Here is a 25,542-nt window from a genome sequence, read left to right as displayed (position 1 = left end):
TATGCAATGCAGGTTTTGCAAAACGGAGCTTGAACATGTTTTTATTGATCTCATAAATTCTCCTGCCTCTAACTCTTTCTTAACCAAAGAGCAATTGAATGAGCCGGAAACCTTCTACCCGCTTAAAGTATATACCTGTCACAATTGTTTTTTAGTGCAGGTGGATGAATACAAAAAATCTGATGCCATCTTTAACAGCGATTATGTATATTTTTCATCTTACTCAACCAGTTGGCTAAATCATGCAAAAGTCTATACCGAAAAAATGACAGAGAGGTTCGGTTTAAACACTGGTTCCAAAGTCATAGAAATAGCTTCCAACGATGGTTACTTATTACAATATTTTCATGAAAAAAATATTCCTGTATTAGGTATTGAACCTACTGCAAATACAGCGGAAGTAGCAGTAAAAAAGGGAATAGAAACTGTTGTTGATTTCTTTGGTGTAAGGCTTGCAAAAGCACTTGCCGAAAAAAAAATATTCGCTGATTTACTCCTCGGTAACAACGTATTGGCACATGTACCCGATATAATTGATTTTGTGGGAGGAATGAAAATAGTTCTTGCATCACAGGGCGTAATTACAATGGAATTTCCCCACCTGATGCAATTGGTTGACAATAACCAGTTCGATACCATTTATCATGAACATTTTTCCTATTTATCCTTTACCACAGTACAGAAAATCTTCGCCTCGCAGGGTTTGGAGTTGTTTGATGTGGAAGAAATTCCTACACACGGAGGATCCCTGCGCATTTATGCGAAACACCAAGAAGACATCACAAAGCAAATTACCCATAATGTATCTGCATTATTAAAGAAAGAAGCAGATAAAGGATTAGATAATCTTAACTACTATAATGGCTTTCAGGCAAAAGCCATGAAGGTTAAAATTGACCTTACCACCTTTTTACTTAATTGTAAAAAAGACGGCAAAAAAGTTGCTGCTTATGGTGCAGCGGCAAAAGGCAATACGCTGTTAAATTATTGCGGCATTAAAAACGACATGATAGATTATATAGCAGACGCCAATCCATATAAGCAAAATAAATGGTTACCTGCAAGTCATATACCTGTAGTAAATGAAGATTATCTGAAAAAAAATAAGCCGGATTATGTGATTATTCTCCCATGGAATTTAAAAGACGAGGTTATTAAACAGCTTGCATACATCTCGCAATGGGGCGGGCAATTTGTAATACCTATACCTCATCTGCAAATTATAAAATAATACATGCAAAAGGTATTGGTAACAGGCGCAACCGGATTTATTGGAGATTATGTAGTGCAGGAATTGCTGCAACGCGATTACCATATTATTGCAAGTTCCGCCAATGAAACCAATGCCAGGCAAAAAATATGGTTTTCCCAGGTTGATTATCGTCCGCTAGATTTAGCATACCTGTCAGATGTTCAAAACTATTTTGAATATTTTGATAAGCCTGATATCATGATTCACCTGAGTTGGGAAGGACTGCCTAATTATAAGGATAGTTTTCATATCGGGAGAAATCTACCCAGGCATAAAGCTTTTCTTGAAAACATTATAGCCAACGGGTTACAAAATATAAATATTACAGGCACCTGCTTTGAATATGGTATGCAGGAAGGAAAGTTAAAAGAAGATAGGGTGGTGTATCCCTCAAATCCCTATGCACTGGCCAAGAATGACCTTAGGGTTTTTATAGAGACCCTCCAGGGGAAATATCACTTTAACTATAAATGGATAAGACTGTTTTATATGTTTGGGAAGGGGCAAAATCCAAAATCCTTACTTTCGCAACTGCAACAGGCAATTGACCGGAAAGAAGAAGTTTTTAATATGAGCGGAGGCGAGCAAACAAGAGATTTTTTGCCTGTAGAAACAGTAGCAAAATATATTGTAAATATTGCAGCGCAGACAAATGTAACAGGAATAATCAATTGTTGCAGCGGCGTTCCGGTAACCATTAAACACCTGGTATTAAATTATCTAAAGCAAAAACATAAAACTATAAAATTAAACCTCGGCTATTATCCCTATCCAGATTATGAGCCCATGCATTTTTGGGGAGATAATGGCAAATTAAAAACAATAATTCATGAGTAATCCTGTTCAGGAATTTATACAAGAGCGTATTGAACGCATAGAAAAGAATGGAGAAAACACAGCTTTACAGGAAGCAGCCCGATCATTTAATACAGAATCAAACAGATCACAATATTCCTATAATTTTTCATGGATGGGAAGACCGATCATTCAATATCCGCAGGATATGATAGCCATGCAGGAAATTATTTGGGATATTAAACCTGATTTGATTATTGAAACAGGTATAGCGCATGGAGGTTCTTTAATATATTATGCTTCTCTATTGGAATTGATCGGGAAAGGAGAAGTGCTTGGCATTGATATAGATATCAGAAAGCACAATAAAGCTGAAATTGAAAAGCACCCGATGTTTAAGCGGATTACAATGATTGAAGGATCCGCCATCAGTAACGATACATTGCAGCAAGTAATAGCATATGCCACAGGAAAAGAAAAAATCATTGTTTGCCTGGACTCAAACCATACGCATGATCATGTATTAGAGGAATTGAAAATGTATTCACCTTTTGTAAGTTTAGGGTCATATATTATTGCATTTGACACTATTGTTGAGAATTTACCTGAGGGCTATTTTTCCCAAAAAAGACCATGGGGAATTGGCAACAATCCAATGACAGCAGTTGATGAATTTATAAAAGACAATGATCAGTTCATAATTGATAAGTCAATTGACAATAAATTACTGATCAGCGTAGCACCTAAAGGATATTTGAAAAGAATAAAATAAGAATGAAATGCCCGATATCACAAATACACCTTGGGTAAGCTTTTGTATGAGTACATATAAGCGCCCTGAATTTTTAAGAAAAGCTATATTGACACTACAAGAACAAACTTTCAAAGCTTTTGAAGTAGTAATATCAGACAATGATCCTGATGCAAGTGCGCAGGAAGTTGTAAACTCTTTCAATGATTCAAGGTTTAAATACTTTCATAATGGCACTAACCTCGGTATGGTTAAAAGCTTCAACAAGAGTATTGAAAGAGCATCGGCCGAATACATAGTAATGATTACTGATGATGATCCGGTATATCCCGAAATGTTAGAAACATTACATGATCTATTTCTTAGATATCCAGGATATGGAGTATATCACGGCGGTTGTGATGTAGTATATTATACGCCTGAAATGGCATTCTCCTGCCGGGGAAAGGTTGGAACTAATTCGTGCTTATCAAACGATTATCCTATAGGTTATGTCAGAATTTTTTCTAAAGAAGATTTTCCTTTAGCATTTCTGCACAATTCAGTTAATAACTATATGTTGTGGTCTGTAGGTGTAGTAAAAAAAGATATCCTTATTGATATAGGTGGAATACCTGATTTTGGAACTCCATTTATGAGTGACCTTGCCTATACATTACTTATTTGTTCTCATTCCGGAGCTGTTGTTATAAATACCTCTCTTGGAGCACAGGTTGTACATGGCAACAACTTCGGGTACACACAGAACGATAAATATGAAGGATATTATAAAACGGCAAATGGCTTTCATTCGTGGATTGAAGATAGAATGAATTTCAGGAAAGATTGGGAAGTGTTAAAGCCAGAAATAGAAAAATATATTGCCAGATGGATGGTTGGGTATGGAGTTTCAATAAAAAAACATTTATCCACAAATCAATTACCGCAAGATGAACTTAAAAAAATTTTGAAAAAAATATTTCAAATTAAATATATTTCAAAATGGAGATTTAAATACTACATAAGCGCATATCTTCCAAATACTTTTGAATATTTGTTAAAGTTAAAAAAGAGAAAAATATAATTTGCTTTGGTGATTTGTGAACTACGTTTGGTACTTTAACCAGTCAATATATGCTTTTGTAGTTTTACAAAATTATAGTAATACATAAAAAGTGAGCTTGTTAAAAAAATTTAGCATTATACTTCCTGTAAGAAACGGAGGAGAACTAGTAAAGAGATGTATTCAAAGTATTCTTTCACAGACAAATCAAAATTTCGATTTACTCATTCTTGATAATTGCAGCATAGACGGAACAAGCGAATGGCTACAATCATTGGATAATGAAAAAATAAAAATTTTCCCTTCTACCCGGCCTTTAACAATTGAAGAAAACTGGTCAAGAATAAAAGATATTCCTAAAAATGAGTTTATAACACTTATCGGACATGATGATTTGCTACATGCAGATTATTTGGAAGAAATGAGCAATCTGATTGAATTTTATCCAAATGCCAGCCTCTACCAAACACATTTCAAATTTATCAATGCAGAGGGTGCTTTGGTAAAGCTATGTCGAAGAATGCTTAAAAAATATATACAACCTGCATATTTAGAGGCTATCCTTGAAGACAAACTTGACAGTACAGGTACTGGCTATATGATGAGAGCCGCAGATTATGATCAATTATCCGGTATACCTCCATACCCGAATTTATTATTTGCGGATCATGCATTATGGATTCAACTGACAGGCCTTTCGTTTATGGCAGTTTCTGAAAAGGAATGTTTCTCTTACAGACTTAATCAGAGTACATCAAAACTATCCGGTGCTTCAAAATATATTGATGCCTTTTACATGTTTTTAGATTTCCTCTCTATACTTGAAAAAAAGAATGAACATTTAAAAGAAATCATCAGAGAACATGTGCCGGGATATATTCAGTTTTACTGCACTTCTTTAACACATCGTCTGCTAAAAACTCCTGTTAACCAAAGAGATGGTAAAACAGTAGCTTCATTTATTTTGAATTGTAAGCAAAAAGCCGATATACTTTCTCCGGGAAATCATTTCCAGCCCCTTGACCAATTCAGCATTCGGTTGTCAAAATTAATTGACAATAATCTCTTTCTGCAACATTGCTATCTATCCTTTAAAAAGATTTACAAAAAAAGTTTTTATCCCTAAATTGAACTCATGAAAATAGCTGTTAATACCCGTTTGCTGAGAAAAGGTAAAATGGATGGCATTGGCTGGTTTACCTATAATACCCTGCAAAAAATTACTACGGACAACCCAGATATTGAATTCTATTTCTTCTTTGATTCAGGCATTGATTCGTCGTTTTTATTTGGTGAAAATATTATACCACATAATCTCTTTCCTCCAACCAAACATGCATTACTTAATGTTATGTGGTTTGAATGGAGTGTAAAACGGATGTTGCAGAAAATTAATCCTGATCTTTTCCTTTCTCCAGATGGAAGTCTTTGCCTTGGCTGGAATGGAAAACAGTATGGTGTAATACATGATATCAATTTTGTGCATATGCCGGAGGCATTAAAATTCAGCAACCGCAAATACTACAATTACTTTTTTCCTAAGTATGCAAAGAAAGCTGCCCGGTTAGCCACTGTATCTGCATATAGTAAAAATGACATTATAAAAACCTATGGTATTCCTGAAAGTAAAATAGACATAGTATATAGCGGTATTAATAGCTTTTATCAACCGGTTACCAACGATGATGCACAAAAAACCAGGTTACAATTCAGTGAAGGCTGTGAATACTTTGTTTTCATTGGAACATTAAGCCCAAGAAAAAACATACTACGTTTAATGGAAGCCTTTGAAATTTATAAGACGAATTCGAGCAATGATCATAAATTATTGATTGTAGGAAAAGGAATGTATAAGGAAGGAGAATTGATGGAATTCAAAGCAAAACTTTCTCATTCAAAAGATATCATTTTTACCGGCAGGCAAGGCGATGAAAACGTAAAAAAAATCCTTGCTTCCGCTATTTCCCTGGTATTTATTCCCTTGTTTGAAGGTTTTGGGCTTCCACCTATAGAAGCAATGCAATGCAACGTGCCTGTTATCGCATCTAATGTAACATCTGTTCCTGAAATATGCGGTGATGCCGCTTTAATTGTTGATCCTTATAACCTGTTAGAGGTTGCCAGCGCAATGGCAAAAGTATCTGAAAATAAACAACTTAGAAAAGAACTAATAGCTAAAGGAGCTGTACGAAAAGGCTTCTTTTCCTGGAATAAAACGGCAGACTTGCTTTGGGAAAGCATTAATAAGATTATTTGATTATGTTTGCTGAATACAATTTACCACTGAATTAACATCTATGAAATTAAAGCTCGCTTTTACTCTGCTGATTGTTTGTTTAACTTTAAGTTTTGTCTCCTGCAAAAAAGACCCACCAATTAAATATCCGGTAGAAGGTTTATGGATTGGCACCTACACTGTAGATCGCTATCCTGATCAACAACCCTTATTCTATAGTTTTTCTGTTAAACCCGGAGGTACTCTTTTAACAGAATCAAAAGGAAGTGATGGCATTTCTTATTATAGTGAGGGCACATGGACATTAACAGGAGATAAATTTTCATTTAATATAACAACTATTAATGTTGAGCCACTACCCATAAAACAATCAGGAATATTAACTTTTGATGATTCAGGAAAGATGACCGATGGAACATGGCAGGACACTGATAATCCGTATATAAAACCTGGTAATACAGGTAAGTTCTCAATAATGAATAGAGTAAATTAAAGAAGTTGAAACTAAAAGAATAAGCCACGATTTTGTCGTGGCTTATTCTTTTTATGAGTTTCCCCTATCTCCCACTCCTCTTCACCGAGCTTGCTCCGCTGCTTTTTACATTTGATACCGTTGCACTACCCTTATAAACAATATCGCTTGAGCCGCTGGCAACCGCGTTGATCTGTTTATTAACGGTAAGCTGTATATCTGAAGCACCGGAAGCATTTGCCTCGCAATATTCAGTAATAAGATCGTAGCCCTTAACATCACTTGCCCCGCTTACAGAAATATTTACCCGATCAGCTCTGCCGCTGATCTGTGAATCTGAACTTCCGCTTTGGTTGAGTGATAATTCCTGCAGGTCAACAGCGCCTTTAAAATCACTTGAACCACTGAGGGTGATCTTTAAAGAGGAAGATTTAATTACACCGTTAGCATATATATCAGATGCGCCGGAAGCCTCAAGCTTATTTAATGTTTTAAAAGAAACATAGGCTTTTAACTTCCTGTCGCGGGTCCACTTCATCCCCCTATCATTGTAGGAAATTTCCAGCACCCCATTTTTTACTTCGGTTACAATCCTGTCCCTGAATTCCGGCGCAGCAGCACTCACCACTACTACTTCTTCATCACTTTGAGAAAGATACAGGTCAATAGCCCCGGAAACTGTTATTCCCGAAAATGAGCCGGATATAGTACGCTGCCGTGCATTGGCATCTTTAACAAACACCTTATCATCCTGCGCCATAACGCTTAATGCAAAAACTGCGGATACAGCAAATAGTAGTAATTGCTTCATTCTTTTATATTGAAATTTAAGTAATAATAATTGTAATACGTTCTACGCAGTTAAAAGTTACGCTATTTGGAAAATATTTGAAAAGTCCTTTACCTTTGCGCCAGCAAACGCGGTTAAAACATATTTAACCTCAGTGATTCCCGGGGTGTTCCCCGATTTAATATCGGGGGGCTGAGATCAAACCCGTAGAACCTGATCAGGGTAATGCCTGCGCAGGGAAGGACGAGTCCTCACATCTCTCCTTTCCTGTTTTTGTAAATCCGGCAAGATAATAAGTGAGTGCAGTGAATTGCACATTGTCGTGCCGACAACAAAAACAGAATGAAAAGTTCCTTAATGATTATCATGGCTATTGCCATGCACATTGGGTTATTGGCCCAAACCACTATTAAAGGTAAGGTTACAGAAAAAGAAAGTAATCTTCCTGTTCCGAATGCTACGGTAAGTATTTCAGTCAATCTTGCCACTGTTTCCGATGGCTATGGTAATTTCAGCATCACCGGCTTACGGCAGGGCACATACACTGTTACCGTGTCAGGTGTTGGTTATCGTACGGTTACCCAATCCGTTCAAACAGGCGCTGAACTGAATATTGCACTTGAGCGTATTCCGCTGATGCTTCAACCTGTGGAGATCAGGGCTGTAAGAGCAGGGGAAAGAGCGCCTTTCGCTAAAAGCAATCTCTCCAAAAAAGAAATTGAAAAAGTAAACACCGGGCAGGATCTGCCTTTTGTGCTCAATCAATTACCCTCAGTAGTTGTAAATTCCGATGCTGGTAACGGTGTGGGGTACACAGGCTTGCGCATAAGGGGAAGCGACGCTACCAGGATAAATGTTACGCTGAATGGCATACCCTATAATGATGCGGAATCGCAGGGTAGCTTTTTTGTTGACCTGCCTGATTTTGTTTCATCTGTCAATAGTATACAGGTACAGCGTGGCGTTGGTACCAGTAGCAACGGTGCCGGCGCGTTTGGTGCTACCATCAACATGACCACCAACGAATTTATTGAAGAGGCTTATGCGGAAAGCAATAACACATTCGGCTCATTCAATACCTGGAAGCATACGCTGAAAGCAGGCACAGGTTTAATCAACGGGCATTTTACTATTGATGCAAGACTTTCTTCACTCAGCAGTGACGGTTATATCGACCGCGCCGGCAGCAACCTGAAATCATTCTATGTTTCTACAGCATATATTAACAACAGAACATCCCTGCGTTTTAATGTTTTTTCCGGCAAAGAAAAAACTTACCAGGCATGGAATGGCGTACCGGAAAGTATGTTGAAAATCAACCGCACCTATAATTCCGCCGGAACTGATAAGCCCGGCGAGCCATACGACAACGAAACAGATAACTATGTGCAAACACATTACCAGTTATTTTTAAACCAGGGCATCAATGATAACTGGAGCTTTAATATTGCAGGATTTCTTTCCCGCGGAAAAGGATATTATGAACAATATAAGGGAGGCGAATCGTTAGCCAAATATGGTCTGCAGGATATTATTATCGGTGATTCGGTAATCACGGAAACAGACCTCATAAGGCAATTGTGGTTAGACAATTATTATTACGGCGGAATTTTCTCGCTGCAATACAAAAATAAAGGAACCCAATGGCTTACCGGCGGCGGATGGAACAGGTATGATGGCGGACATTATGGAAAGATCATTTGGTCGCAAACAGATGTACCCAACAATTATGAATGGTATAACCTGAACGCTAAGAAAACAGACTTTAATATTTATACAAAATTGCAGCAACGTGTTGCTGAGCATTTTGATATATTCGGAGATATTCAATACAGGAATATCCGCTATACGTTAAATGGCTTCAGGGATAATCCAGACTTGCTTATTAACAACAACTATCATTTCATTAATCCTAAGGCCGGACTTTCGTACACCAATAATAACTGGACTGCATTTGCTTCTTATGCTATTGCTTCCAAAGAGCCTAACAGGGATGATTTTGAAGCCGGCGCATCTCAACAACCCAAGCCGGAAAGACTACAGGATATTGAACTTGGCATTGAACAAAGAAGCTACAGCTTTAGCTGGGGCGCCAACTTCTATTATATGCAGTATAAAAATCAACTGGTACAAACAGGGAAAATAAATGATGTGGGCGCTTATACCAGAACCAATGTTCCCAACAGCTACAGGGCAGGTATTGAGCTGCAGGCTAAATGGCAACCGCTGCAATGGCTCAATGCATCTGCCAATATTGCCTTCAGCAAAAACAAAATAAAAGACTATACGGCCTTTTATGATGATTATGATAACGGCGGGCAAAAAGCTGAAACTTATAAAGAAACTGACATCTCTTTTTCACCATCAATTGTCGGGGCTGGAATGTTGAATTTTATTCCTGCAAAAAATGTTGAATTCAGCTTGTTAAGCAAATATGTGGGTAAGCAATATCTTGACAATACTTCAAGCGATGAAAAAAAATTAAACACGTTTTATGTGCAGGATGTACGATTAACGTACGCTATATCCAAATTTTTATTCAAAGAAATAAACCTGCTGGCGCAGGTCAACAATATCTTCAACAAAAAGTATGAACCCAATGGCTATACCTACGGGTATATTTATGAAGGGAAAATGGTAAATGAAAATTTCTATTTCCCGATAGCAGGCACCAATTTTGTCTTTGGGCTCAATGTAAAGTTTTAATCTGAACGCAGAAAGGGTGTCACTGGTTATTCTTTTTTAACCAGTACTACCCTGCTGCGGTCGGCTTTATATATCTGGTCGTAAAATTTTACGAGCTCATTATAATCGGAGGCAGGATATTCGCCACCTGTTCTTTCAATATACCGGTGATACACCAGTTTATTTTCTTTTAATTCGGTGGAACATTCAAATTTCCCGAATTTACTTTCCAGCTTCAAGGCTTGTGGAAGTGCTTCTACTATATAACCGCCGGGCATTTCCAACACTGTTGTATCAATGTCAATAAAATCCATGCCTAATGAAACAGGATATTTCCTGTTTTCAATTGGCTTTAACCTGGAATAAGTACGGCTGATAATGTTAGGTGTCACAAATAATCTTTTTCCTGTTTGCGAAGCATAATTCAATGCTTTAATTTCAAGATGTTCTTTTAGTGTAGGTATTGCAGCTTTATCTTCTGAGAAATTGAAATTCACTACATCGTAATGGGGCAGATCAATCTGCTCTTTTAAATACTCCATTTGTTTATCACGTGACAGCGAATTAAAAACACCATGTCTTCTGTCTTGCTGCAAGGCGCCGTACGAAGAGTTAACATTAATGGTAAGCAATCCGTCTTCTCCTATTTTCCCCTGTATACTTCTTATCTGGAGGTTTTGCTGTTTGGTATATTTAGGTGTTTTAACCAGTTTACCGCCTGTTTCATCTACCAGTAATACATAGCGGTCATCGGTAAAATTACCAAGGTAGCCTGCCGGTTCAATCTGGCTGGTGCATTCCAGCCAAACAGTATCTTTTTGCAGTGGCACACAAAGTATGATGTGATTAAAGGGGTCATAAGGAAAATCTTTCAACATATAATTAGCGCCCTGTCCTGCCCTTACCAATGTGTAATGCGATTTTATACCGGCTTCTTTTAATAAAGAATACATGTAATTAGACAACGCCTTGCAATCTCCATATTTTTTCGTGGCAACAAAAGATGCATCAAAAGGCTGTAAGCCACCAATACCTAACTGAATACTTATATAGCGGGTATTTTGCTGCATATATTCATATAAAACCCTCACTTTTTCTCTGTCATTTTTTAAACCATCAGCCAGTGCGTGCACTTTTTGTTTTATGTCATCAGGTAATTTATCTCTCCCTTTGTTTAAGAGGGCTGCAAATTTTCCAAATTCTTCCCATGTAGACATGTTGCCTTCATAATCATCCAGTTTAAAATTATCAGGGGCTGTATATACTGTTGGAACAATATAATCCCATGATGGGCTGGCATATTCCAATTCTACCGGCGGTAAAGCCTTTACCTCCCACCTTAGGGTTTTACCGGATTTATCTGTGCCGCTTACCGGTTGACCCTTATAGTTGAACGTCTTATAGCGAAAGGTTATATCCTGGGGAATTACAATCGTAAGTGCACTCTGCTCTATCGCGTATTTTTCTTTGTTTAATGGCTGCCAGCGTGGGTAATTGTATGTCCCCTTCATTTGCAACTCATATTCATACTCAACAGTATAAGGATAAATCTTATGAAAGAAAGAAAACCATTTATAGCGATTATCATCAGCAAGTGTTCCTTCATCTGTGGCGCTTAAATCTTTTACGTCACTTTTTTTTAAACTCTTTATTTTTTTTCCGGTTGCATCATATAATATACCATCCATACTATTAACAGAGCGGAGTTTATCGTACCATAAATACAAATAAGCATAATCATCGCCATTTTCATTCAATACAGTAATAGCATATTTTCTTTTAATAATGCTTTTGCCAATATTAATTACTTCAAAACGTGTTTCATCCATCCTCATTACAACATTCGCATCCTTCATAAGCTCTTCCGGTATTTTACTTACGGAATAATCCCCGTCACCGGCAAAACAATTGAGAGCAGTAACTGTAATTGCTATAAACTGAATAAAAAACTTTCTGGTAAACATTGATTACTTTTTCTTTTTTAATACAATAGGTTCAGCATGCTTTTTTACCACATAACTAAAAAACTCACGGAGATCATTATACTCTTCAGGTTCATAATAGGAACGATTGAGTTTCAGGCGGGAGCGCAACCGGATAGCTTCCGGTGTTTTATCTATTATGTACTCAAAAAAACCATCCGCTTCTCCAAAATTCACCTTGGTTGATTTCGGCAGGTCTTCTACAGTGTAATCAGCCGGTATATCAAAATTGAAAATATAGGTTTCATCAAACACGTAAGGCATCTCTACAGGATATGAACGCTCAGCCGCTTTAAAATAATTTTCTTTATACCCCTCATTCATCATCGGGCTGAAATAGATAATATCTTCATCCTGCTTCATTGTAAAATCATATTCCACTTTTATTGTCTGATCGAGTTCTTTAAGATTTTCAATTTTTTTATCCGCTAATTCCATCTCACCAGTATATGAAGTTTGGATATTTTTAAAGAAAGTTTCTTCTCCCTTATCTTTTATTTTCGATCTTGTATTTAATGATTCGTAATAGCCCATATTTGACGTAAAATGCCCGGCCCACTCTCCTGGCTTATTGCTTCTTATAAAAACCGTAACCAGCTTTTTTTCATTTAAGGAATCAGGATTAAAATATACAGCTTGTGCTATATCCGGGAAGATTGCTCTTGCATGTCCATTATAACATTCATCTGCAAGTCGATTAAAACCAAGTGACGGATCTGTAGCATCAAGAGTGTAGGTTTTATCATTTATAGTAACACCGCAGATTACATAATTAAACCTGTTAACCAATGGGTATATTTCATTAGTATAACCATGCCCCCTTGTACTCAACAGCACTGGATAAGCGTCTATATCTTCGTGCCTGAGCATGGCAGCCAGTAAAATATTTATATCGGCAACATAACCGTTCTTATTTTTATCAGTTGTTTTAAGAGAAGCGGATAACAATATTCCCCTTTTGCCGGTACAGGTAAATCTATCCCTTACATAAGCATATATTTTACGTGTCTTTTCAAGCTTATCGCTAACACCTTGTGTTATTGGTTTCAGTTCATCATCAAGCCAGTTATTGCTTTTAGTAAGCGAAGCCCCAAAGTCTTCATTTTTCATCAGTAAAGTTGCTAATTTGCTCCAGGTTCCCATTATATCTTCTACAGGTTGCTCCGGAAACCTGTATTGTGAAAGTTGAAATTCTACTTTGGAAATATGATTATGTATAGATGATGTAAAGCTCTCTTCTTTAAGCACCGGCACATTCCGGGCTATCCATTTATGCCATGCAACGCTTGCTGATAAGCTGGTATGGCTTGTACTTCCCGCGGTATTGCTTCTTGATATATTATAAGCGCTACGCGAAGTTTCTACTGAATGTTCCAAAGGAAAATGTCCCTGTGACAAAAAAACATAATTAAAAAACTCAGGCATTTTCACTTCATACTGGCTCCATAATACCGGATAATCACCCTGAAACTCCCAGGGCTGCAGGTTTTGCAAAAAATCAGATACCAAGTTATAACTATACTCAATAATGCAGCCTTCTTTTACTCCCGGAAGCGTAAACTTCACCTTCATATAGTTCTTATCATATTTATCCTTAAAAATGGATTTTTTATCAAGCTCAGTTTCTATTACTTTGCCCCCTTCTAATGTATAAGTAACCGCTTTTATATTCTGAACCTTCTCTTCTCTCTGCCCTGAGAAATATAATGGAATCTCTACATTAGCAGCATCCATACCGTTTTTATTTATAATTTTAATACGGGTATGCCTTTTATAATCCAGCGAAAACCAACCATCATTGTTTCCATCAAACTCCGAGCTGCCGATATCTGCAATTATTACTGCAGCAGCTCCGGTGTCGTACTTTTGTTTTGAGAGGTCAAAATCAGCAGGCGTTATTTTACCGAATTTTATATTCAGTTTATCCTGGGCAATAAGGTAATTTTGTGCAAAGCTAAACAGCACAATCAGGGGCAGGAGGTGTTTAATCTTCATGATTAATAGTTTAGGGTTGTGTGAATACGAAGATATATTTTTTGCAACCGATAATATTTTTTTGCTTATTTTTTTTGATTGAATACGTTCGGAAATTCACATATTATTAAACAGATAGCAACGCAATCCGGCTTTGATTATTGCGGTATTGCCAGAGCGTTGCCATTGGATGAAGATGCCCGTCGCCTGGAAACATGGCTTAACAAAGGTTACAATGGCAATATGCAATATATGGAAAATCATTTTGAGCTAAGGATAAACCCTCAGAAACTGGTACCGGGTGCAAAGTCAGTTATTACATTATTATTAAATTATTACCCAGCTGATATACCGACCGCCGGCAGAGATGTTCCCAAAATTTCAAAATATGCCTGGGGTAACGACTATCATGAAGTAATAAAAGCTAAGCTCAGATCCTTTATTGAGGAAATAAAATTACGCATAGGTGATGTGCATGGAAGAGGGTTTGTTGATTCAGCTCCTGTTCTTGAAAGAGCATGGGCTCAACGCAGCGGTTTGGGTTGGATTGGTAAAAACGGTAACCTTATTAATAAACAATCAGGCTCTTTCTTTTTTATAGCAACATTAATAGTTGATATTGAACTGGAATATGATGACCCCCTCGCAAAAGATTTTTGTGGTACATGTACCAAATGTATTGATGCCTGCCCCACAAATGCCATACTTGATAACCGCGTGGTAGATGGCAGCAAATGCATTTCTTATTACACCATAGAGCTGAAAGATGCCCTGATACCCGACAATATGAAAGGAAAATTTGACAACTGGATGTTTGGCTGCGATGTTTGCCAGGATGTTTGCCCCTGGAATCGTTTCAGCTCGCCAACTACAGAAACCCGGTTTACGCCCATCCCCGAAATTCTTGATTTTACCAAAGAAAACTGGGAAGAATTAACTGAAGAAAGCTTCAAAAAAATATTCAGGCACTCCCCTTTAAAACGGTCAAAGTTTCAGGGCATAAAAAGAAATTTGAAATTCATTACTAAAGCGTAGCCATATCAATTACAAACCTGTAACGAACATCACCTTTCAGCATTCTCTCGTATGCGTTATGTATATTTTTGATATCAATCATCTCAATGTCAGATACAATATTATGTTCAGCACAAAAATCGAGCATTTCCTGTGTTTCGGGTATACCACCGTTGCCGGAGCCTACTACACTTTTGCGGCCAACAATCAGCGGAAAAGGCGACAGACTATATGGTTTGGATGGAGCACCTACACAAATATGCACGCCATTTGTTTTTAGCATATTAAGATAAAACACGAGATCGTGTTCGGCGCTTACAGTATCCAATATAAAATCAAATGAGCCCCTTGCTTTTTTTACCTGCTCTTTGTCGGTAGTTACCACAAAATGATGAGCGCCTAATTTTTTGGCGTCAGCTTCTTTTTTTGCAGAAGTACTCAGCACGGTTACTTCAGCACCAAATGCTACTCCAAATTTCACACCCATATGTCCCAAACCACCCAGCCCCAATACCGCCAGTTTATGTCCTTTACCTACTTTCCAGTGGCGGAGCGGAGACCAGGTAGTAATTCCTGCGCACAATAACGGAGCAACTGCCGGAAGGTTCAGCTTTTCATTTACATGCAGTACAAAATGTTCATGCACTACAATTGTATTGGAATATCCTCCATAAGTTGGTGTTTTTTTGTCCTGCTCCAATCCATTATAAGTTTGTGAGTTTCCATTGAGACAATAATTTTCCAGTCCATCTTTACAATTTTCACATTCACGACAGCTGTCTACCTGGCAACCTACAGCAGCCAGATCACCCACTTTAAATTTCTTTACATTACTTCCGACTTTTTTCACTCTGCCCACAATTTCATGACCAGGAACCATAGGGAAAATCCCTTCAAACCAATCATTACGGATCTGATGGAGATCACTATGGCATACCCCACAATACATAATATCAAACTGCACATCATGCGGGCTTACCTCACGTCTTTCAAAACTCCAGGGTGCCAGATCGCTTGTGGGTGTTTGGGCAGCATAGCCTTTTACTTGTATCATATATTAAGTTTTGTGTCTTTAAACTTTAAGATTGGCATCAACAATAAACCATGGCAGAAACTTATCATCAAAGCAGGCAGCCCGACAGGTCAGGTATCCCGTTGTATAAAAGAGTCAAAATTGTTTATTCCAATCATCTTCTCCGTTTTAAACCCTTCCGCATAAGGCACGCCTATCATTTTGCCGAACATCGCCTGGCGGCCAATAATAGAATTTAAAAACTCAGGCGTTGAAATATATGTTTGGGGCTCGTTACTATGATATTCCTGCGAATGAAACTGGGAGCTATATGCTCTAATGGATTGGATTTTTCTTTCAAAAACTTCTGTAATATCATACACAAAATCCGGCTCATAATACCTGTCCTGTATATAATGAAATATATACTTTGGGCGCCAGTGCTGCTGCGGGTCTCCATTTTCGTTCTTTGTTTCAATTTTTCTTAACCCGCTTAAAAAACAAGCATCTTTAATAAGATGCCCTGCCCGCCCATGATCCGGATGGCGGTCATCCAGCGCATTTGATAAAACAATTTCAGGTTGATATTTGCGAATATACTTAATCAGCAGGCGCTGGTGCGCTTCATCATTCTTAAAAAAACCATCTGCCATTCCAAGGTTTTCCCTGATATCGAGCCCCATAATTTCCGCAGCCGCAGCCGCTTCAAGATCGCGGGTCTCCGCACTGCCACGCGTCCCTAATTCGCCGCGGGTTAAATCCAAAACGCCTGTTTTTTTACCATTCTGCTTTTCTGTCATTAATACGCCTGAACAACCTAATTCCACATCATCAGGATGTACGGCTATAGCAAGTATATCTAATTTCATTTCGCAAAAGTATAGTAAAAGTTCACTTTTTTCACTTCCCGGATGTAATAAGATAAATAACTGATCCGCACCTTACAGTGCAATTCAATTTACCTGATATTCTTTTTCCTTCTTACATTCGGCTTTTGAACAGCTATGATAAAAAACATTTTTGGCAGGATATGGGCAACGTGGGGAGCTATCGTTTTCATATCCACCTTATTGATAGCTATTATACCTATCTGGCTCACTAATTATATAAAAGAACCGGGAGGTACAGAAATTTTTCGCCGTATATCCAAACTATGGATGCAGGTATTTATTTTTTTGATTGGCTGCAGGTTAATTATTAAAGGCAAAGAAAATTTTATTAAAGGACAAAACTACATTGTTGTAAGTAACCATAACTCGTATATGGATGTTCCACTCACAACACCATTTATTCCCGGGCCTAATAAAACTATTGCTAAGGCAGAGTTGGCAAAAGTTCCTTTATTCGGAACAATATATAAACGCGGCTCAATATTGGTTGATAGAAAAAGTGAACGAAGCCGGAAAGAAAGTTTTGGTAAAATGAAGGCAGTACTTGGAGCCGGTATGCACATGTGTATTTACCCCGAAGGTACCCGCAACCGCACTAATGAACCTCTAAAATCATTTCACGACGGGGCTTTTAAACTTGCTATTGATACGGGGAAACCAATTATTCCTGTATTATTATTTAATACCAAAAAGGTTTTACCTGGCAGCAGTAAACCTTTTTATTTATGGCCTGCAAAAATGGAAATGCATTTTCTTCCTGCTGTTCATGTTCAACCCGGAGATTCTGTAATTTCCCTCAGAGAAAATATCTTTCAAATAATGTATAGTTTTTCCGAAGCAAAAATTGGAAAGACTATTATTAATAGTAAATGAAATTTCTGATTCGAGTTTAGTTATTTAAACTATTCCCGCTTATTTGCAATAAAAAAAACCCATCCCTTCTTTATTATAAAAAAGGATGAGTTTTCTGTTTGCAAAAAACAAAAAAAGGTCTTTGCATAAATATTGAATACATAGGTTGGGCTGTTGTTTCATGTGGTTTCAAAAGAAGCATGAATCAACCTGAACTGTTTTTCTTAATTCAAAACAACTGCTTCTTAGAAGTGGTGCTTTCCTGGAATCTTCATACCAGATCAGCAGATAAAATCCGGCCGGACTTTTATCTACAAAAGGTGTTAGTTATACTTCTTTCAATAGGGAAAGATAAAGGGTTCTTCTAAAGGCTAAGGTTGATTTCCAAAGGGGTATTTTCTGAATCGTGTGCGAATTTTCCTTTTTGGGGAGAATAAAAATTAGGTCTTTACATAAATACTGAATAACAGGTGTTGTTCTCTCATGATGATTCCGGTAGTAGCATAATTTTCCCTGAACTATTTCATTGTATCAAATAGCACTCATTGACTGTTTTATTACCAGCCTAAGGAAATGATGGTTCTGGCTAAAGATTAAGACCAGCCGGTCCTCAATCTTTAAAATCATTTTCTTATTTACACTAAATTTAAAATGGGAACGGATAAGGCTTTTTAATTACAAGCGTTAAAACAAGTTTGTTCAACAATAACAGGATTAAAAACGAGCATTCGGGTATATTTGACGCATACCAATACGAATTGGTTGCATAAACAATTAATTTTTAAAATATTTTTTTCCCTTTTTTCCCTGGCACATGTAATGATTTTGATTGATAATGAGCTTATTATAAAAAAAGCCGATCTTTTGTTGATCGGCTTTTTCTTAATCCTGAAAAATATTATTCAGGTAAAACAGGCCCGTAATGCAGCTTGCCACTCATTTGTTTTTTTTGGGGATAAAGCACCTCATGTGCAGTTTCATATCCTTCATCTGACACTTTTGTTAGCATACGATGTTCCTTGATTCGTCTTGTAAGATACACCAGAATACCTGTTGCAGCGCCAACCGCAGCAGCTATCAATAAATCATTCCTGTTTATTTTTCTCATACCAAATTATTTTGTTCAATATACTCAATTATTTTGTACAATATCTCAAAATATATGCCATGAGATGTTAATTTTAGCAGCGCTATCATAAATTCATCTCCACCTTTTATTTCAGGGCAAAAACAGTACTTATTTCAAACTTGATTTTAATTTTTTTGAAGTCTGTTCCTTCGCCTTTCTCAAAACTTTCTCCTGCATTTACCTGCTTTCTCATAAGTGTGTTTGAAGCAAGATCAAAATTTTGAAATGGCATTTCGGTTTTTTCCAATGGTTCCCGGATCGATATAGCCTCTCCTACTTTTTCTCCTATAGCTTCTGCCAGGTAGCCGGCTTTATCACGGGCAGCTTTTGCAGCCTGAATTTTAAGCAACCTCCTGAATTCATCCATCCTGCTATGAGATATTCTGGCAATAAAAAAATGCTGTGTCGCCTCATCGTCCAGCTTTTCTATTAATGATTCAATTGCTTTTGTATTGCTGAATTTTACCTGGTAGCTTATCGTTGATGTCATATCAGGCGTCTTACGTTTCTTATATAGCCAGTATAAACGATCCATTCCCTGGTAAGATGCGGTACTTATTGAAGTATCAGGTATGCCTATAGCTTTGCAGGCATTCAAAAATTTATCCTTGATGGTTTCTATATCTATTTTATGTCCACCCTTTTTTTCATACTCACGCAAATCTACCTGCACAAAAATTTCATCAGGAATTATTTCCATCTCCGCGCTGCCTGTAACAGCTATTGTTTTAGGATAGGGATTTATATATGAAGGAGTATTGGCTTGGCTGATAGCAATACCAGAGATAATATATATGCTCAAAACTGTTAAAAGTAATTTTTTCATGACTATAAATTTTTGAGTTTGATGCAAAGCTTATGACCATTACACAGCATTAGCCCATACACACAAAGTACTTAACAAAGTTTTTGCAAATAACCTATATTGTGCTTTAAACTGAGGTTACAATATCATATGGCATCTTTGCAGGAAAGGTTAAAAAGTATAAATATTGTTAGAAAGTTCGTGTATGTAATTATTGGTAGTTTATCTTATCCGGGGCTTGCCATTATTAATCGCATCAAAATAACCGGAACAGAACACATCAGTAACCTGCCTCCGCGAAATGTACTTTTTGTAAGCAATCATCAAACCTATTTTATGGATGTGATTGCCTTCCTTCATATTTTCTGCGCGGTAAAATGGCGTAAGCAAAATAAACTCGGTATTCCTTATTATCTTCTCAATCCATTTACCAAAGTATATTTTGTTTCTGCAGAAGATACCATGAAAAAAACCTTTATGACTAAATTAATGGCAATGGCTGGAGCCCTTACGGTAAAGCGTACCTGGGTTGAAGAAGATAAAGCCGTCAGAAAGGGGCTGAATTTGTCAGACTCAAAAAAAATATTAACCACGCTTAAAAACAATTGGGTAATTACATTTCCCCAAGGCACTACAACTCCATTTGCACCGGGTAGAAAAGGAACGGCTTTTTTAGTGAAACAAAGTAAAGCCCTGGTAATACCTATTGTTATAGAAAACTTCAACAAGGCTTTTCACAAAAAAAGCCTCAAACTGCTGCAAAAAGGCACTACCATTACAGTGAATATTAAAGCGCCAATGCAAATTAATTACAATGACAGCCTGGATGATATACTTTCACAAATCATGGACGCTATTGAGCAAAGCGACGGATATAAAAAGCAAGGTTAATTAAACATGAATTCCTTTTCACTATGCTTTTCAATCACTTTTTCAAATAGCTCTACATTCAATAGATCCTTAATAGATTTTACAATAAAATCAGGAGCATATCCAAATCCGTCAAGATCATTTTCCTGCGTAACGCCCGATAATGTTAATACAGTTGTAAAGCCCATAGAGCCCGCGCCTAAAATATCTGTGCTCATGGTATCACCGATCATAACGGTATCATCTGTTGCAAGGTCAAGCGTCTTTCTTGCCATGCGCATCATTACCGGGCTTGGTTTTCCTACACTGAAGGCCTTTTTACCAGTTGCTACTTCTATCATTGCCACAAAAGCACCACATCCTGCCCTGTATTTTCCGTTAGCTACAGGGCAATTGGGATCAAGATTGGTAGCAATAAGTTTTGATCCTTTCATGATCATGTTGATTGCTTTATCAACAGACTCCAGCATAATTGTTCTGCCCTCTCCTATCACCACGTAGTCAGGATGATCATCAACAATAGAATAACCGGCTTTATGTAATTCAGTCAAGAGTCCGCCTTCGCCAATAACATATGCTGTTCCCTGCGGAGTTTTTGAGGCAAGGTATCTTGCTGTTGCCATAGCGCAGGTAAATATATCTTCATCCGTAACGTTGAAGCCCATTTTCAAAAGCTTGTAACATACATCCCTGCTTGTGCGCTGGCTATTATTGGTAAGAAATAAAAATGGGAACCCTTTTTCTTTTAATCCATTAATAAACTCCACGGCACCGGGAATGGGTTCAGCTCCTTTGTAAATCACGCCATCCATATCAATTAAAAATCCTGTTTTCTGCATATACCAGATTTTAGTTTATAATAAACAGCAGCAAACGATAATGATTCCGGACAAACAAGTTAGGACAAGAAATAAGCAAGCGGAAGATTGTGCCGGGTATGATTGAATGCACAATTGCGATATGATAACGCGAAGATACAGAAATTATTTTGCCGGTTTTGTATAAGTACAAAAACAAAATATCATCTCTTCAGTAATACACAAAATAATATTTTACATTAGAGGCTCTAAACCATAACTCAATGTCTTTACAAAAAAAACCTTTACTTGTTGAAGACTGGGCAGTAGTTGTGCTCGGTTTCCTGATTATTATCGCGGCTATTGCCGGACTTCATTTCGCTGCGCCTTCTTATGGATGGTCATCATCAGAACAATTATTTGGTACTGTATTATCAGCAGACAATCTTTCTAAAATCGGCATTCAATTCCTGATTGCCTTTATTACCGTAATCCTTGGCACCTGGCTAACGGGTAAGGACATGCGTAAAATGATTATTGTATTCATCGTGGTTTTTATGCTAAGCATATTTGCCCTCATCATATCAGGAAGCAATTTTGCGAAAGATTATAACCTTGAAGCAGTAATATTCAGCCTGGTGGTGGGATTAATAGTTGGTAATCTTGTGAAATTACCCGGATGGTTCAGGGAAACGCTTACAACAGAAATGTTTGTAAAAATAGGATTGGTGCTTTTAGGTACGTCCGTACTATTTTCAGATGTGCTCAAAACCGGATCAAAAGGTTTAATACAAGCTGTGGCAGTTGTTATTTCTGTTTGGTATTTCGCGTATTGGATAAGCAAAAAAATGAAGGTGGATGATGAATTGGGTATTATGATGGCAAGTGCCGTTTCCATTTGTGGTGTTTCCGCAGCTATTGCAACCTCCGGCGCCATTAAAGGAGACTCAAAAAAGCTGAGCTATGTAGTGTCAATGGTTTTACTTACTGCCATTCCTATGATGATATTTATGCCGGTGATAGCAAACGCGTTTCAATTTCCGGAAGCCGTAACCGGTGCGTGGCTGGGCGGAACCATAGATACCACCGGCGCTGTTGCCGCATCAGGAACCCTGGTAGGCGATGAGGCTTTGAAGGTTAGTACTATTGTAAAGTTTTCTCAAAATGTATTATTGGGCATTGCCGCATTCGCTATTTCTGTATACTGGACAATTACGAAAAAAGAAAACGTAACCGGCGTTGACCAAAAACCTACACTATCTATTATATGGGAGCGGTTTCCAAAATTTGTAATCGGTTTTGTTGCCGCATCAGTATTCTTCTCTTTTTTCATCAGCCAGGAAACAATTGCTGCTGTAAAAAACCCTTTAAAAAATATGCAAACCTTATGGTTTGTACTTGCATTTACAAGTATTGGCCTTGAAACCAATTTCAAAGAGTTATTCCGTAAGAATAATGCCATTGCATTTGGTGCTTTTTTGATTGCACAATTGTTTAATATCATCATTACGCTGATAATTGCATTTATGTTATTCAAATAAACAGTATCGCCGGCTCATAACGATCTCTTGATATTACACAAGGGTTTTGTGTTTGATTAATCGATAATTTCACATTATATACCACTTCATTTTATGGATACCCGAAGAGCATTTATCAAAAAAGCAGCACTCCTGTCCGGAGGTTCAGGATTACTGGGAGGCTTACCCGAATCCATTCAAAAAGCATTTGCTATTGATCCCAAAGCAGGCTCCACCTATCTTGATGCAGAGCATATTGTTTTTTTAATGCAGGAAAACCGCTCGTTCGACCATTGTTATGGAACACTGCAGGGCGTAAGAGGATATAATGATCCACGGGCTATAACACTCCCCAATAATAATACAGTATGGACCCAAACCAATGAAAAAGGCGAAACTTATGCGCCTTTCAGGTTGAACATAAGAGACAGCAAATCCACATGGCTTGGTTCCCTTCCCCATTCATGGGATAATATGGTTGATGCAAGGAATGAAGGCAAACACGATAAATGGCTTGACGCGAAACGATCCGGCCGCAAAGAATGTAAGGATATGCCGCTTACCATGGGTTTCTACAACCGGGAGGATATTCCTTTTTATTACGCACTGGCAGATGCATTTACAGTATGTGATCAGCATTTTTGTTCTTCACTTACAGGAACTACCCCGAACAGGTTGTATTTCTGGACCGGTACAATTCGCGAAAAACACGACGAGAATGTGATTGCAAATGTATACAACTCTGATGTTACCTATAACAGGGAAGCATCATGGAAAACCTTTCCGGAATATCTTGAAGAAAATAATATTCCCTGGAAAGTATACCAGAATGAAGTGAGTATCGAAACCGGCTTTGAAGGGGAAGAAGATGACTGGCTGGCAAATTTCACCGACAATCCGCTTGAATGGTTTAAACAATTCAACATCCGGTTCTCGCACGGACATATGAAGTTTTTGCCCAAAGCTGCCAAAATATTGCCTGAAGCAATTGCAAAGCTTGAAGAAAAGATAAAATCACTTCCCGAAGGGAACAGTGAATTACCAAAACTGCAACGCGAATTAAAGCAAAGACAGGCGCAATGGGAGTATGTGAAAGATGCCCTGCAGAAATATACGCCTGAAAATTTTGAGAAACTTTCAACCCGCGAAAAAAACCTTCACAATAAAGCTTTTTCTGACAACAGGAATGATCCCAAATACCGGTCGCTTACATCTATTACTTATGATGATAATGGTACGCAAAGAACCATGCAGATACCTAAAAGTGATGTGCTGTTCCAATTCAGGGAAGACGTAAAAAATGGCACATTGCCTACGGTATCATGGGTTGTAGCACCTTCTAATTTTTCTGATCACCCCGGATCGCCATGGTATGGCGCCTGGTATTTGAGCGAGGTAATTGATATTCTTACACAAAATCCGGAAGTGTGGAAGAAAACCATATTTATTTTGAATTATGATGAGAATGACGGCTATTTTGATCATATACCGCCATTTGTGCCGCCAAACCCTTATAAACCCAACAGCGGGAAAGTTTCAGAAGGCATTGTAACAAAAACAGATTATGTAGGTAAGGATCAAACATGGATGAAAACAAAACCCGCGGATGAAGATGACAGGGAAAGCCCTATTGGACTAGGTTTCAGGGTTCCATTAGTTATTGCCTCTCCCTGGACGCGCGGCGGATGGGTTTGTTCAGAAGTTTTTGATCTTACTTCGCCAATACAATTCATGGAGCATTTTCTTTCGCATAAAACAGGAAAGAAAATCGAATCCGCAGAAGTTACCAGTTGGAGGAGAGCAGTGAGCGGCAATCTTACTTCTGCATTCAGACCATATAATGGTGAAAAGATACCTGCACCAGCACCGGTCGAAAGAATTCCTTTTTTGGAAAGCATACATAAAGCGCAGTTTAAGGCTATGCCTTCCGGTTATAAATTACTGACCAATGAAGAAGTAAAGCAGATCAATACAGACAGGTTTGCTTCGCCTGTAATGCCACAGCAGGAAAAAGGCACGCGCTCTTCCTGCGCTTTGCCTTACCAGTTATATGCCGAAGGAAAATTAAGCAACGATAAAAAATCATTTAAGATAAAGCTTGACGCAAAAAATGAAGTTTTTGGAACGAAAGCTATCGGCTCACCATTTAATATTTATGCGCCCGGCACTAATATATTACCCAGAAATTACGCGGTGCTTGCCGGAGACAGCTTAACGGATGAGTGGACTATTGATAAAGATTATCACCTGCAGATATATGGGCCAAATGGTTTCTTCCGGGAATTTAAAGGAACCGTAAATGACCCGTTACTGGATGTATTGTGCGAATACGAATCAGCAGCTTCCGGCAAAAAAAATCTCACCGGTAAAATTGCACTGAGATTAAAAAATAATTCAAAGCAGTCATTAACTATTGAAGTGCAGGATAATGCTTATAAAGCTAAAACACAAACCAGGGTTTTAGGTGCAGGCGCCCAGGCAACCATCACCATTGATACCGGCAAATACCAGGGCTGGTACGACTTCAGCGTGAAAATAAAAGGCAATAATGATTTTGAAAAACGCTATGCAGGAAGGGTTGAAACCGGTAAAGCGAGTATAAGTGACCCTGCGATGGGAAGAGTGGTGTAGATACTCAGCAGAGTTGAAAATATATTTATGAGGCTAAGTGAAG

The 25,542-nt window shown here is 37.9% G+C and carries 21 protein-coding genes and 1 riboswitch; of the genes, 13 read left to right on the top strand and 8 right to left on the bottom strand.

Annotation, left to right across the window (positions count from 1 at the left end):
- The first annotated feature begins 1 nt into the window (after window position 1).
- From DC498_RS02860 to DC498_RS02830, 7 genes are all read left to right on the top strand, one after another.
- The gene (locus DC498_RS02860; protein ID WP_206197512.1) at window positions 2-1,231 is read left to right on the top strand and encodes a class I SAM-dependent methyltransferase; all 1,230 of its coding nucleotides are present in this window, start codon (window positions 2-4) and stop codon (window positions 1,229-1,231) included.
- A 3-nt stretch (window positions 1,232-1,234) separates the two neighbouring features.
- Complete coding sequence (locus DC498_RS02855; protein ID WP_116872628.1) at window positions 1,235-2,089, top strand: NAD-dependent epimerase/dehydratase family protein; 855 nt, start codon at window positions 1,235-1,237, stop codon at window positions 2,087-2,089.
- Window positions 2,082-2,819, top strand: a complete 738-nt coding sequence (locus DC498_RS02850) for a cephalosporin hydroxylase family protein (protein WP_116872627.1) — start codon at window positions 2,082-2,084, stop codon at window positions 2,817-2,819. The genes DC498_RS02855 and DC498_RS02850 overlap by 8 nt, the downstream gene beginning before the upstream one ends.
- 7 nt (window positions 2,820-2,826) lie before the next feature.
- A complete protein-coding gene (locus DC498_RS02845) occupies window positions 2,827-3,861 on the top strand; it encodes a glycosyltransferase family 2 protein (protein ID WP_116872626.1) in 1,035 nt (344 codons plus the stop codon).
- Between the two features lie 97 nt (window positions 3,862-3,958).
- A complete protein-coding gene (locus tag DC498_RS02840; protein ID WP_165813730.1) occupies window positions 3,959-4,966 on the top strand; it encodes a glycosyltransferase family 2 protein in 1,008 nt (335 codons plus the stop codon).
- Between the two features lie 9 nt (window positions 4,967-4,975).
- A complete protein-coding gene (locus tag DC498_RS02835; RefSeq protein WP_116872624.1) occupies window positions 4,976-6,097 on the top strand; it encodes a glycosyltransferase family 4 protein in 1,122 nt (373 codons plus the stop codon).
- A 40-nt stretch (window positions 6,098-6,137) separates the two neighbouring features.
- Complete coding sequence (locus DC498_RS02830; protein ID WP_116872623.1) at window positions 6,138-6,569, top strand: hypothetical protein; 432 nt, start codon at window positions 6,138-6,140, stop codon at window positions 6,567-6,569.
- A 64-nt stretch (window positions 6,570-6,633) separates the two neighbouring features.
- On the opposite strand, the gene DC498_RS02825 is transcribed toward DC498_RS02830, so the two are convergent.
- Window positions 6,634-7,359: a head GIN domain-containing protein gene (locus tag DC498_RS02825; RefSeq protein ID WP_116872622.1), complete on the bottom strand. Its 726-nt coding sequence runs from the start codon at window positions 7,357-7,359 to the stop codon at window positions 6,634-6,636.
- A gap of 131 nt (window positions 7,360-7,490) precedes the next feature.
- Window positions 7,491-7,595: riboswitch (TPP riboswitch) on the top strand.
- 85 nt (window positions 7,596-7,680) lie between these two features.
- Between DC498_RS02825 and DC498_RS02820 the strand changes: the two genes are divergently transcribed.
- A complete protein-coding gene (locus DC498_RS02820; RefSeq protein WP_116872621.1) occupies window positions 7,681-10,044 on the top strand; it encodes a TonB-dependent receptor in 2,364 nt (787 codons plus the stop codon).
- Between the two features lie 26 nt (window positions 10,045-10,070).
- Here DC498_RS02820 and DC498_RS02815 read toward each other — a convergent pair whose 3' ends face one another.
- The gene (locus tag DC498_RS02815) at window positions 10,071-11,987 is read right to left on the bottom strand and encodes a DUF3857 domain-containing protein (protein WP_116872620.1); all 1,917 of its coding nucleotides are present in this window, start codon (window positions 11,985-11,987) and stop codon (window positions 10,071-10,073) included.
- Between the two features lie 3 nt (window positions 11,988-11,990).
- Window positions 11,991-14,000 (bottom strand): DUF3857 domain-containing protein, encoded by a 2,010-nt coding sequence (locus DC498_RS02810; protein WP_116872619.1) that lies wholly within the window; start codon window positions 13,998-14,000, stop codon window positions 11,991-11,993.
- A 78-nt stretch (window positions 14,001-14,078) separates the two neighbouring features.
- Between DC498_RS02810 and queG the strand changes: the two genes are divergently transcribed.
- The gene (gene queG, locus DC498_RS02805; protein WP_116872618.1) at window positions 14,079-15,014 is read left to right on the top strand and encodes a tRNA epoxyqueuosine(34) reductase QueG; all 936 of its coding nucleotides are present in this window, start codon (window positions 14,079-14,081) and stop codon (window positions 15,012-15,014) included.
- Here queG and DC498_RS02800 read toward each other — a convergent pair.
- Complete coding sequence (locus DC498_RS02800) at window positions 15,004-16,047, bottom strand: NAD(P)-dependent alcohol dehydrogenase (RefSeq protein WP_116872617.1); 1,044 nt, start codon at window positions 16,045-16,047, stop codon at window positions 15,004-15,006. The two genes, queG and DC498_RS02800, sit on opposite strands and share 11 nt — an antisense overlap.
- Window positions 16,048-16,136: 89 nt before the next feature.
- Window positions 16,137-16,874, bottom strand: a complete 738-nt coding sequence (bshB1, locus tag DC498_RS02795; RefSeq protein WP_116872616.1) for a bacillithiol biosynthesis deacetylase BshB1 — start codon at window positions 16,872-16,874, stop codon at window positions 16,137-16,139.
- Window positions 16,875-17,009: 135 nt separating this feature from the next.
- Here bshB1 and DC498_RS02790 point away from each other — a divergent pair, with 135 nt between their 5' ends.
- Window positions 17,010-17,768: a lysophospholipid acyltransferase family protein gene (locus tag DC498_RS02790; protein ID WP_116872615.1), complete on the top strand. Its 759-nt coding sequence runs from the start codon at window positions 17,010-17,012 to the stop codon at window positions 17,766-17,768.
- 877 nt (window positions 17,769-18,645) lie between these two features.
- Here the strand turns inward: DC498_RS02790 and DC498_RS25965 are convergent.
- Window positions 18,646-18,855, bottom strand: coding sequence for a hypothetical protein (locus tag DC498_RS25965; protein WP_133176746.1), 210 nt, complete (start codon window positions 18,853-18,855; stop codon window positions 18,646-18,648).
- Window positions 18,856-18,961: 106 nt separating this feature from the next.
- A complete protein-coding gene (locus DC498_RS02780; protein WP_116872613.1) occupies window positions 18,962-19,702 on the bottom strand; it encodes an SIMPL domain-containing protein in 741 nt (246 codons plus the stop codon).
- 129 nt (window positions 19,703-19,831) lie between these two features.
- Between DC498_RS02780 and DC498_RS02775 the strand changes: the two genes are divergently transcribed.
- The gene (locus DC498_RS02775) at window positions 19,832-20,572 is read left to right on the top strand and encodes a lysophospholipid acyltransferase family protein (protein ID WP_116872612.1); all 741 of its coding nucleotides are present in this window, start codon (window positions 19,832-19,834) and stop codon (window positions 20,570-20,572) included.
- On the opposite strand, the gene DC498_RS02770 is transcribed toward DC498_RS02775, so the two are convergent.
- Window positions 20,569-21,390 carry an HAD-IIA family hydrolase gene (locus DC498_RS02770; protein ID WP_116872611.1) on the bottom strand — a complete coding sequence of 274 codons (822 nt, stop codon included), beginning with the start codon at window positions 21,388-21,390 and terminating at the stop codon, window positions 20,569-20,571. The two genes, DC498_RS02775 and DC498_RS02770, sit on opposite strands and share 4 nt — an antisense overlap.
- A gap of 242 nt (window positions 21,391-21,632) precedes the next feature.
- On the opposite strand from DC498_RS02770, the gene DC498_RS02765 reads away from it, so the two are divergent.
- Window positions 21,633-22,889, top strand: a complete 1,257-nt coding sequence (locus DC498_RS02765) for a YeiH family protein (RefSeq protein WP_116872610.1) — start codon at window positions 21,633-21,635, stop codon at window positions 22,887-22,889.
- A gap of 93 nt (window positions 22,890-22,982) precedes the next feature.
- A complete protein-coding gene (locus tag DC498_RS02760) occupies window positions 22,983-25,499 on the top strand; it encodes a phosphocholine-specific phospholipase C (RefSeq protein WP_116872609.1) in 2,517 nt (838 codons plus the stop codon).
- Window positions 25,500-25,542: the final 43 nt, after the last annotated feature.

This window comes from Terrimonas sp. (genome assembly GCF_003075435.1).
Lineage (GTDB): Bacteria > Bacteroidota > Bacteroidia > Chitinophagales > Chitinophagaceae > Agriterribacter.
Note: the sequence above shows the minus strand (reverse complement) of the source record. Positions and strands in the feature narration are given on the sequence as shown.

Bases quoted from the DNA above. Each gene is read 5' to 3' on its own strand.
- DC498_RS02820 (WP_116872621.1), top strand. From the start codon at position 7,681: ATGAAAAGTTCCTTAATGATTATCATGGCTATTGCCATGCACATTGGG.
- DC498_RS02760 (WP_116872609.1), top strand. From the start codon at position 22,983: ATGGATACCCGAAGAGCATTTATCAAAAAAGCAGCACTCCTGTCCGGA.
- DC498_RS02845 (WP_116872626.1), top strand. From the start codon at position 2,827: ATGCCCGATATCACAAATACACCTTGGGTAAGCTTTTGTATGAGTACA.
- bshB1 (WP_116872616.1), bottom strand. From the start codon at position 16,874: ATGAAATTAGATATACTTGCTATAGCCGTACATCCTGATGATGTGGAA.
- DC498_RS02770 (WP_116872611.1), bottom strand. From the start codon at position 21,390: ATGCAGAAAACAGGATTTTTAATTGATATGGATGGCGTGATTTACAAA.
- DC498_RS02835 (WP_116872624.1), top strand. From the start codon at position 4,976: ATGAAAATAGCTGTTAATACCCGTTTGCTGAGAAAAGGTAAAATGGAT.
- DC498_RS02860 (WP_206197512.1), top strand. From the start codon at position 2: ATGCAATGCAGGTTTTGCAAAACGGAGCTTGAACATGTTTTTATTGAT.
- DC498_RS02800 (WP_116872617.1), bottom strand. From the start codon at position 16,047: ATGATACAAGTAAAAGGCTATGCTGCCCAAACACCCACAAGCGATCTG.
- DC498_RS02765 (WP_116872610.1), top strand. From the start codon at position 21,633: ATGTCTTTACAAAAAAAACCTTTACTTGTTGAAGACTGGGCAGTAGTT.
- DC498_RS25965 (WP_133176746.1), bottom strand. From the start codon at position 18,855: ATGAGAAAAATAAACAGGAATGATTTATTGATAGCTGCTGCGGTTGGC.
- DC498_RS02855 (WP_116872628.1), top strand. From the start codon at position 1,235: ATGCAAAAGGTATTGGTAACAGGCGCAACCGGATTTATTGGAGATTAT.
- DC498_RS02815 (WP_116872620.1), bottom strand. From the start codon at position 11,987: ATGTTTACCAGAAAGTTTTTTATTCAGTTTATAGCAATTACAGTTACT.
- DC498_RS02775 (WP_116872612.1), top strand. From the start codon at position 19,832: ATGGCATCTTTGCAGGAAAGGTTAAAAAGTATAAATATTGTTAGAAAG.
- DC498_RS02830 (WP_116872623.1), top strand. From the start codon at position 6,138: ATGAAATTAAAGCTCGCTTTTACTCTGCTGATTGTTTGTTTAACTTTA.
- DC498_RS02850 (WP_116872627.1), top strand. From the start codon at position 2,082: ATGAGTAATCCTGTTCAGGAATTTATACAAGAGCGTATTGAACGCATA.
- DC498_RS02810 (WP_116872619.1), bottom strand. From the start codon at position 14,000: ATGAAGATTAAACACCTCCTGCCCCTGATTGTGCTGTTTAGCTTTGCA.
- DC498_RS02790 (WP_116872615.1), top strand. From the start codon at position 17,010: ATGATAAAAAACATTTTTGGCAGGATATGGGCAACGTGGGGAGCTATC.
- DC498_RS02825 (WP_116872622.1), bottom strand. From the start codon at position 7,359: ATGAAGCAATTACTACTATTTGCTGTATCCGCAGTTTTTGCATTAAGC.
- DC498_RS02780 (WP_116872613.1), bottom strand. From the start codon at position 19,702: ATGAAAAAATTACTTTTAACAGTTTTGAGCATATATATTATCTCTGGT.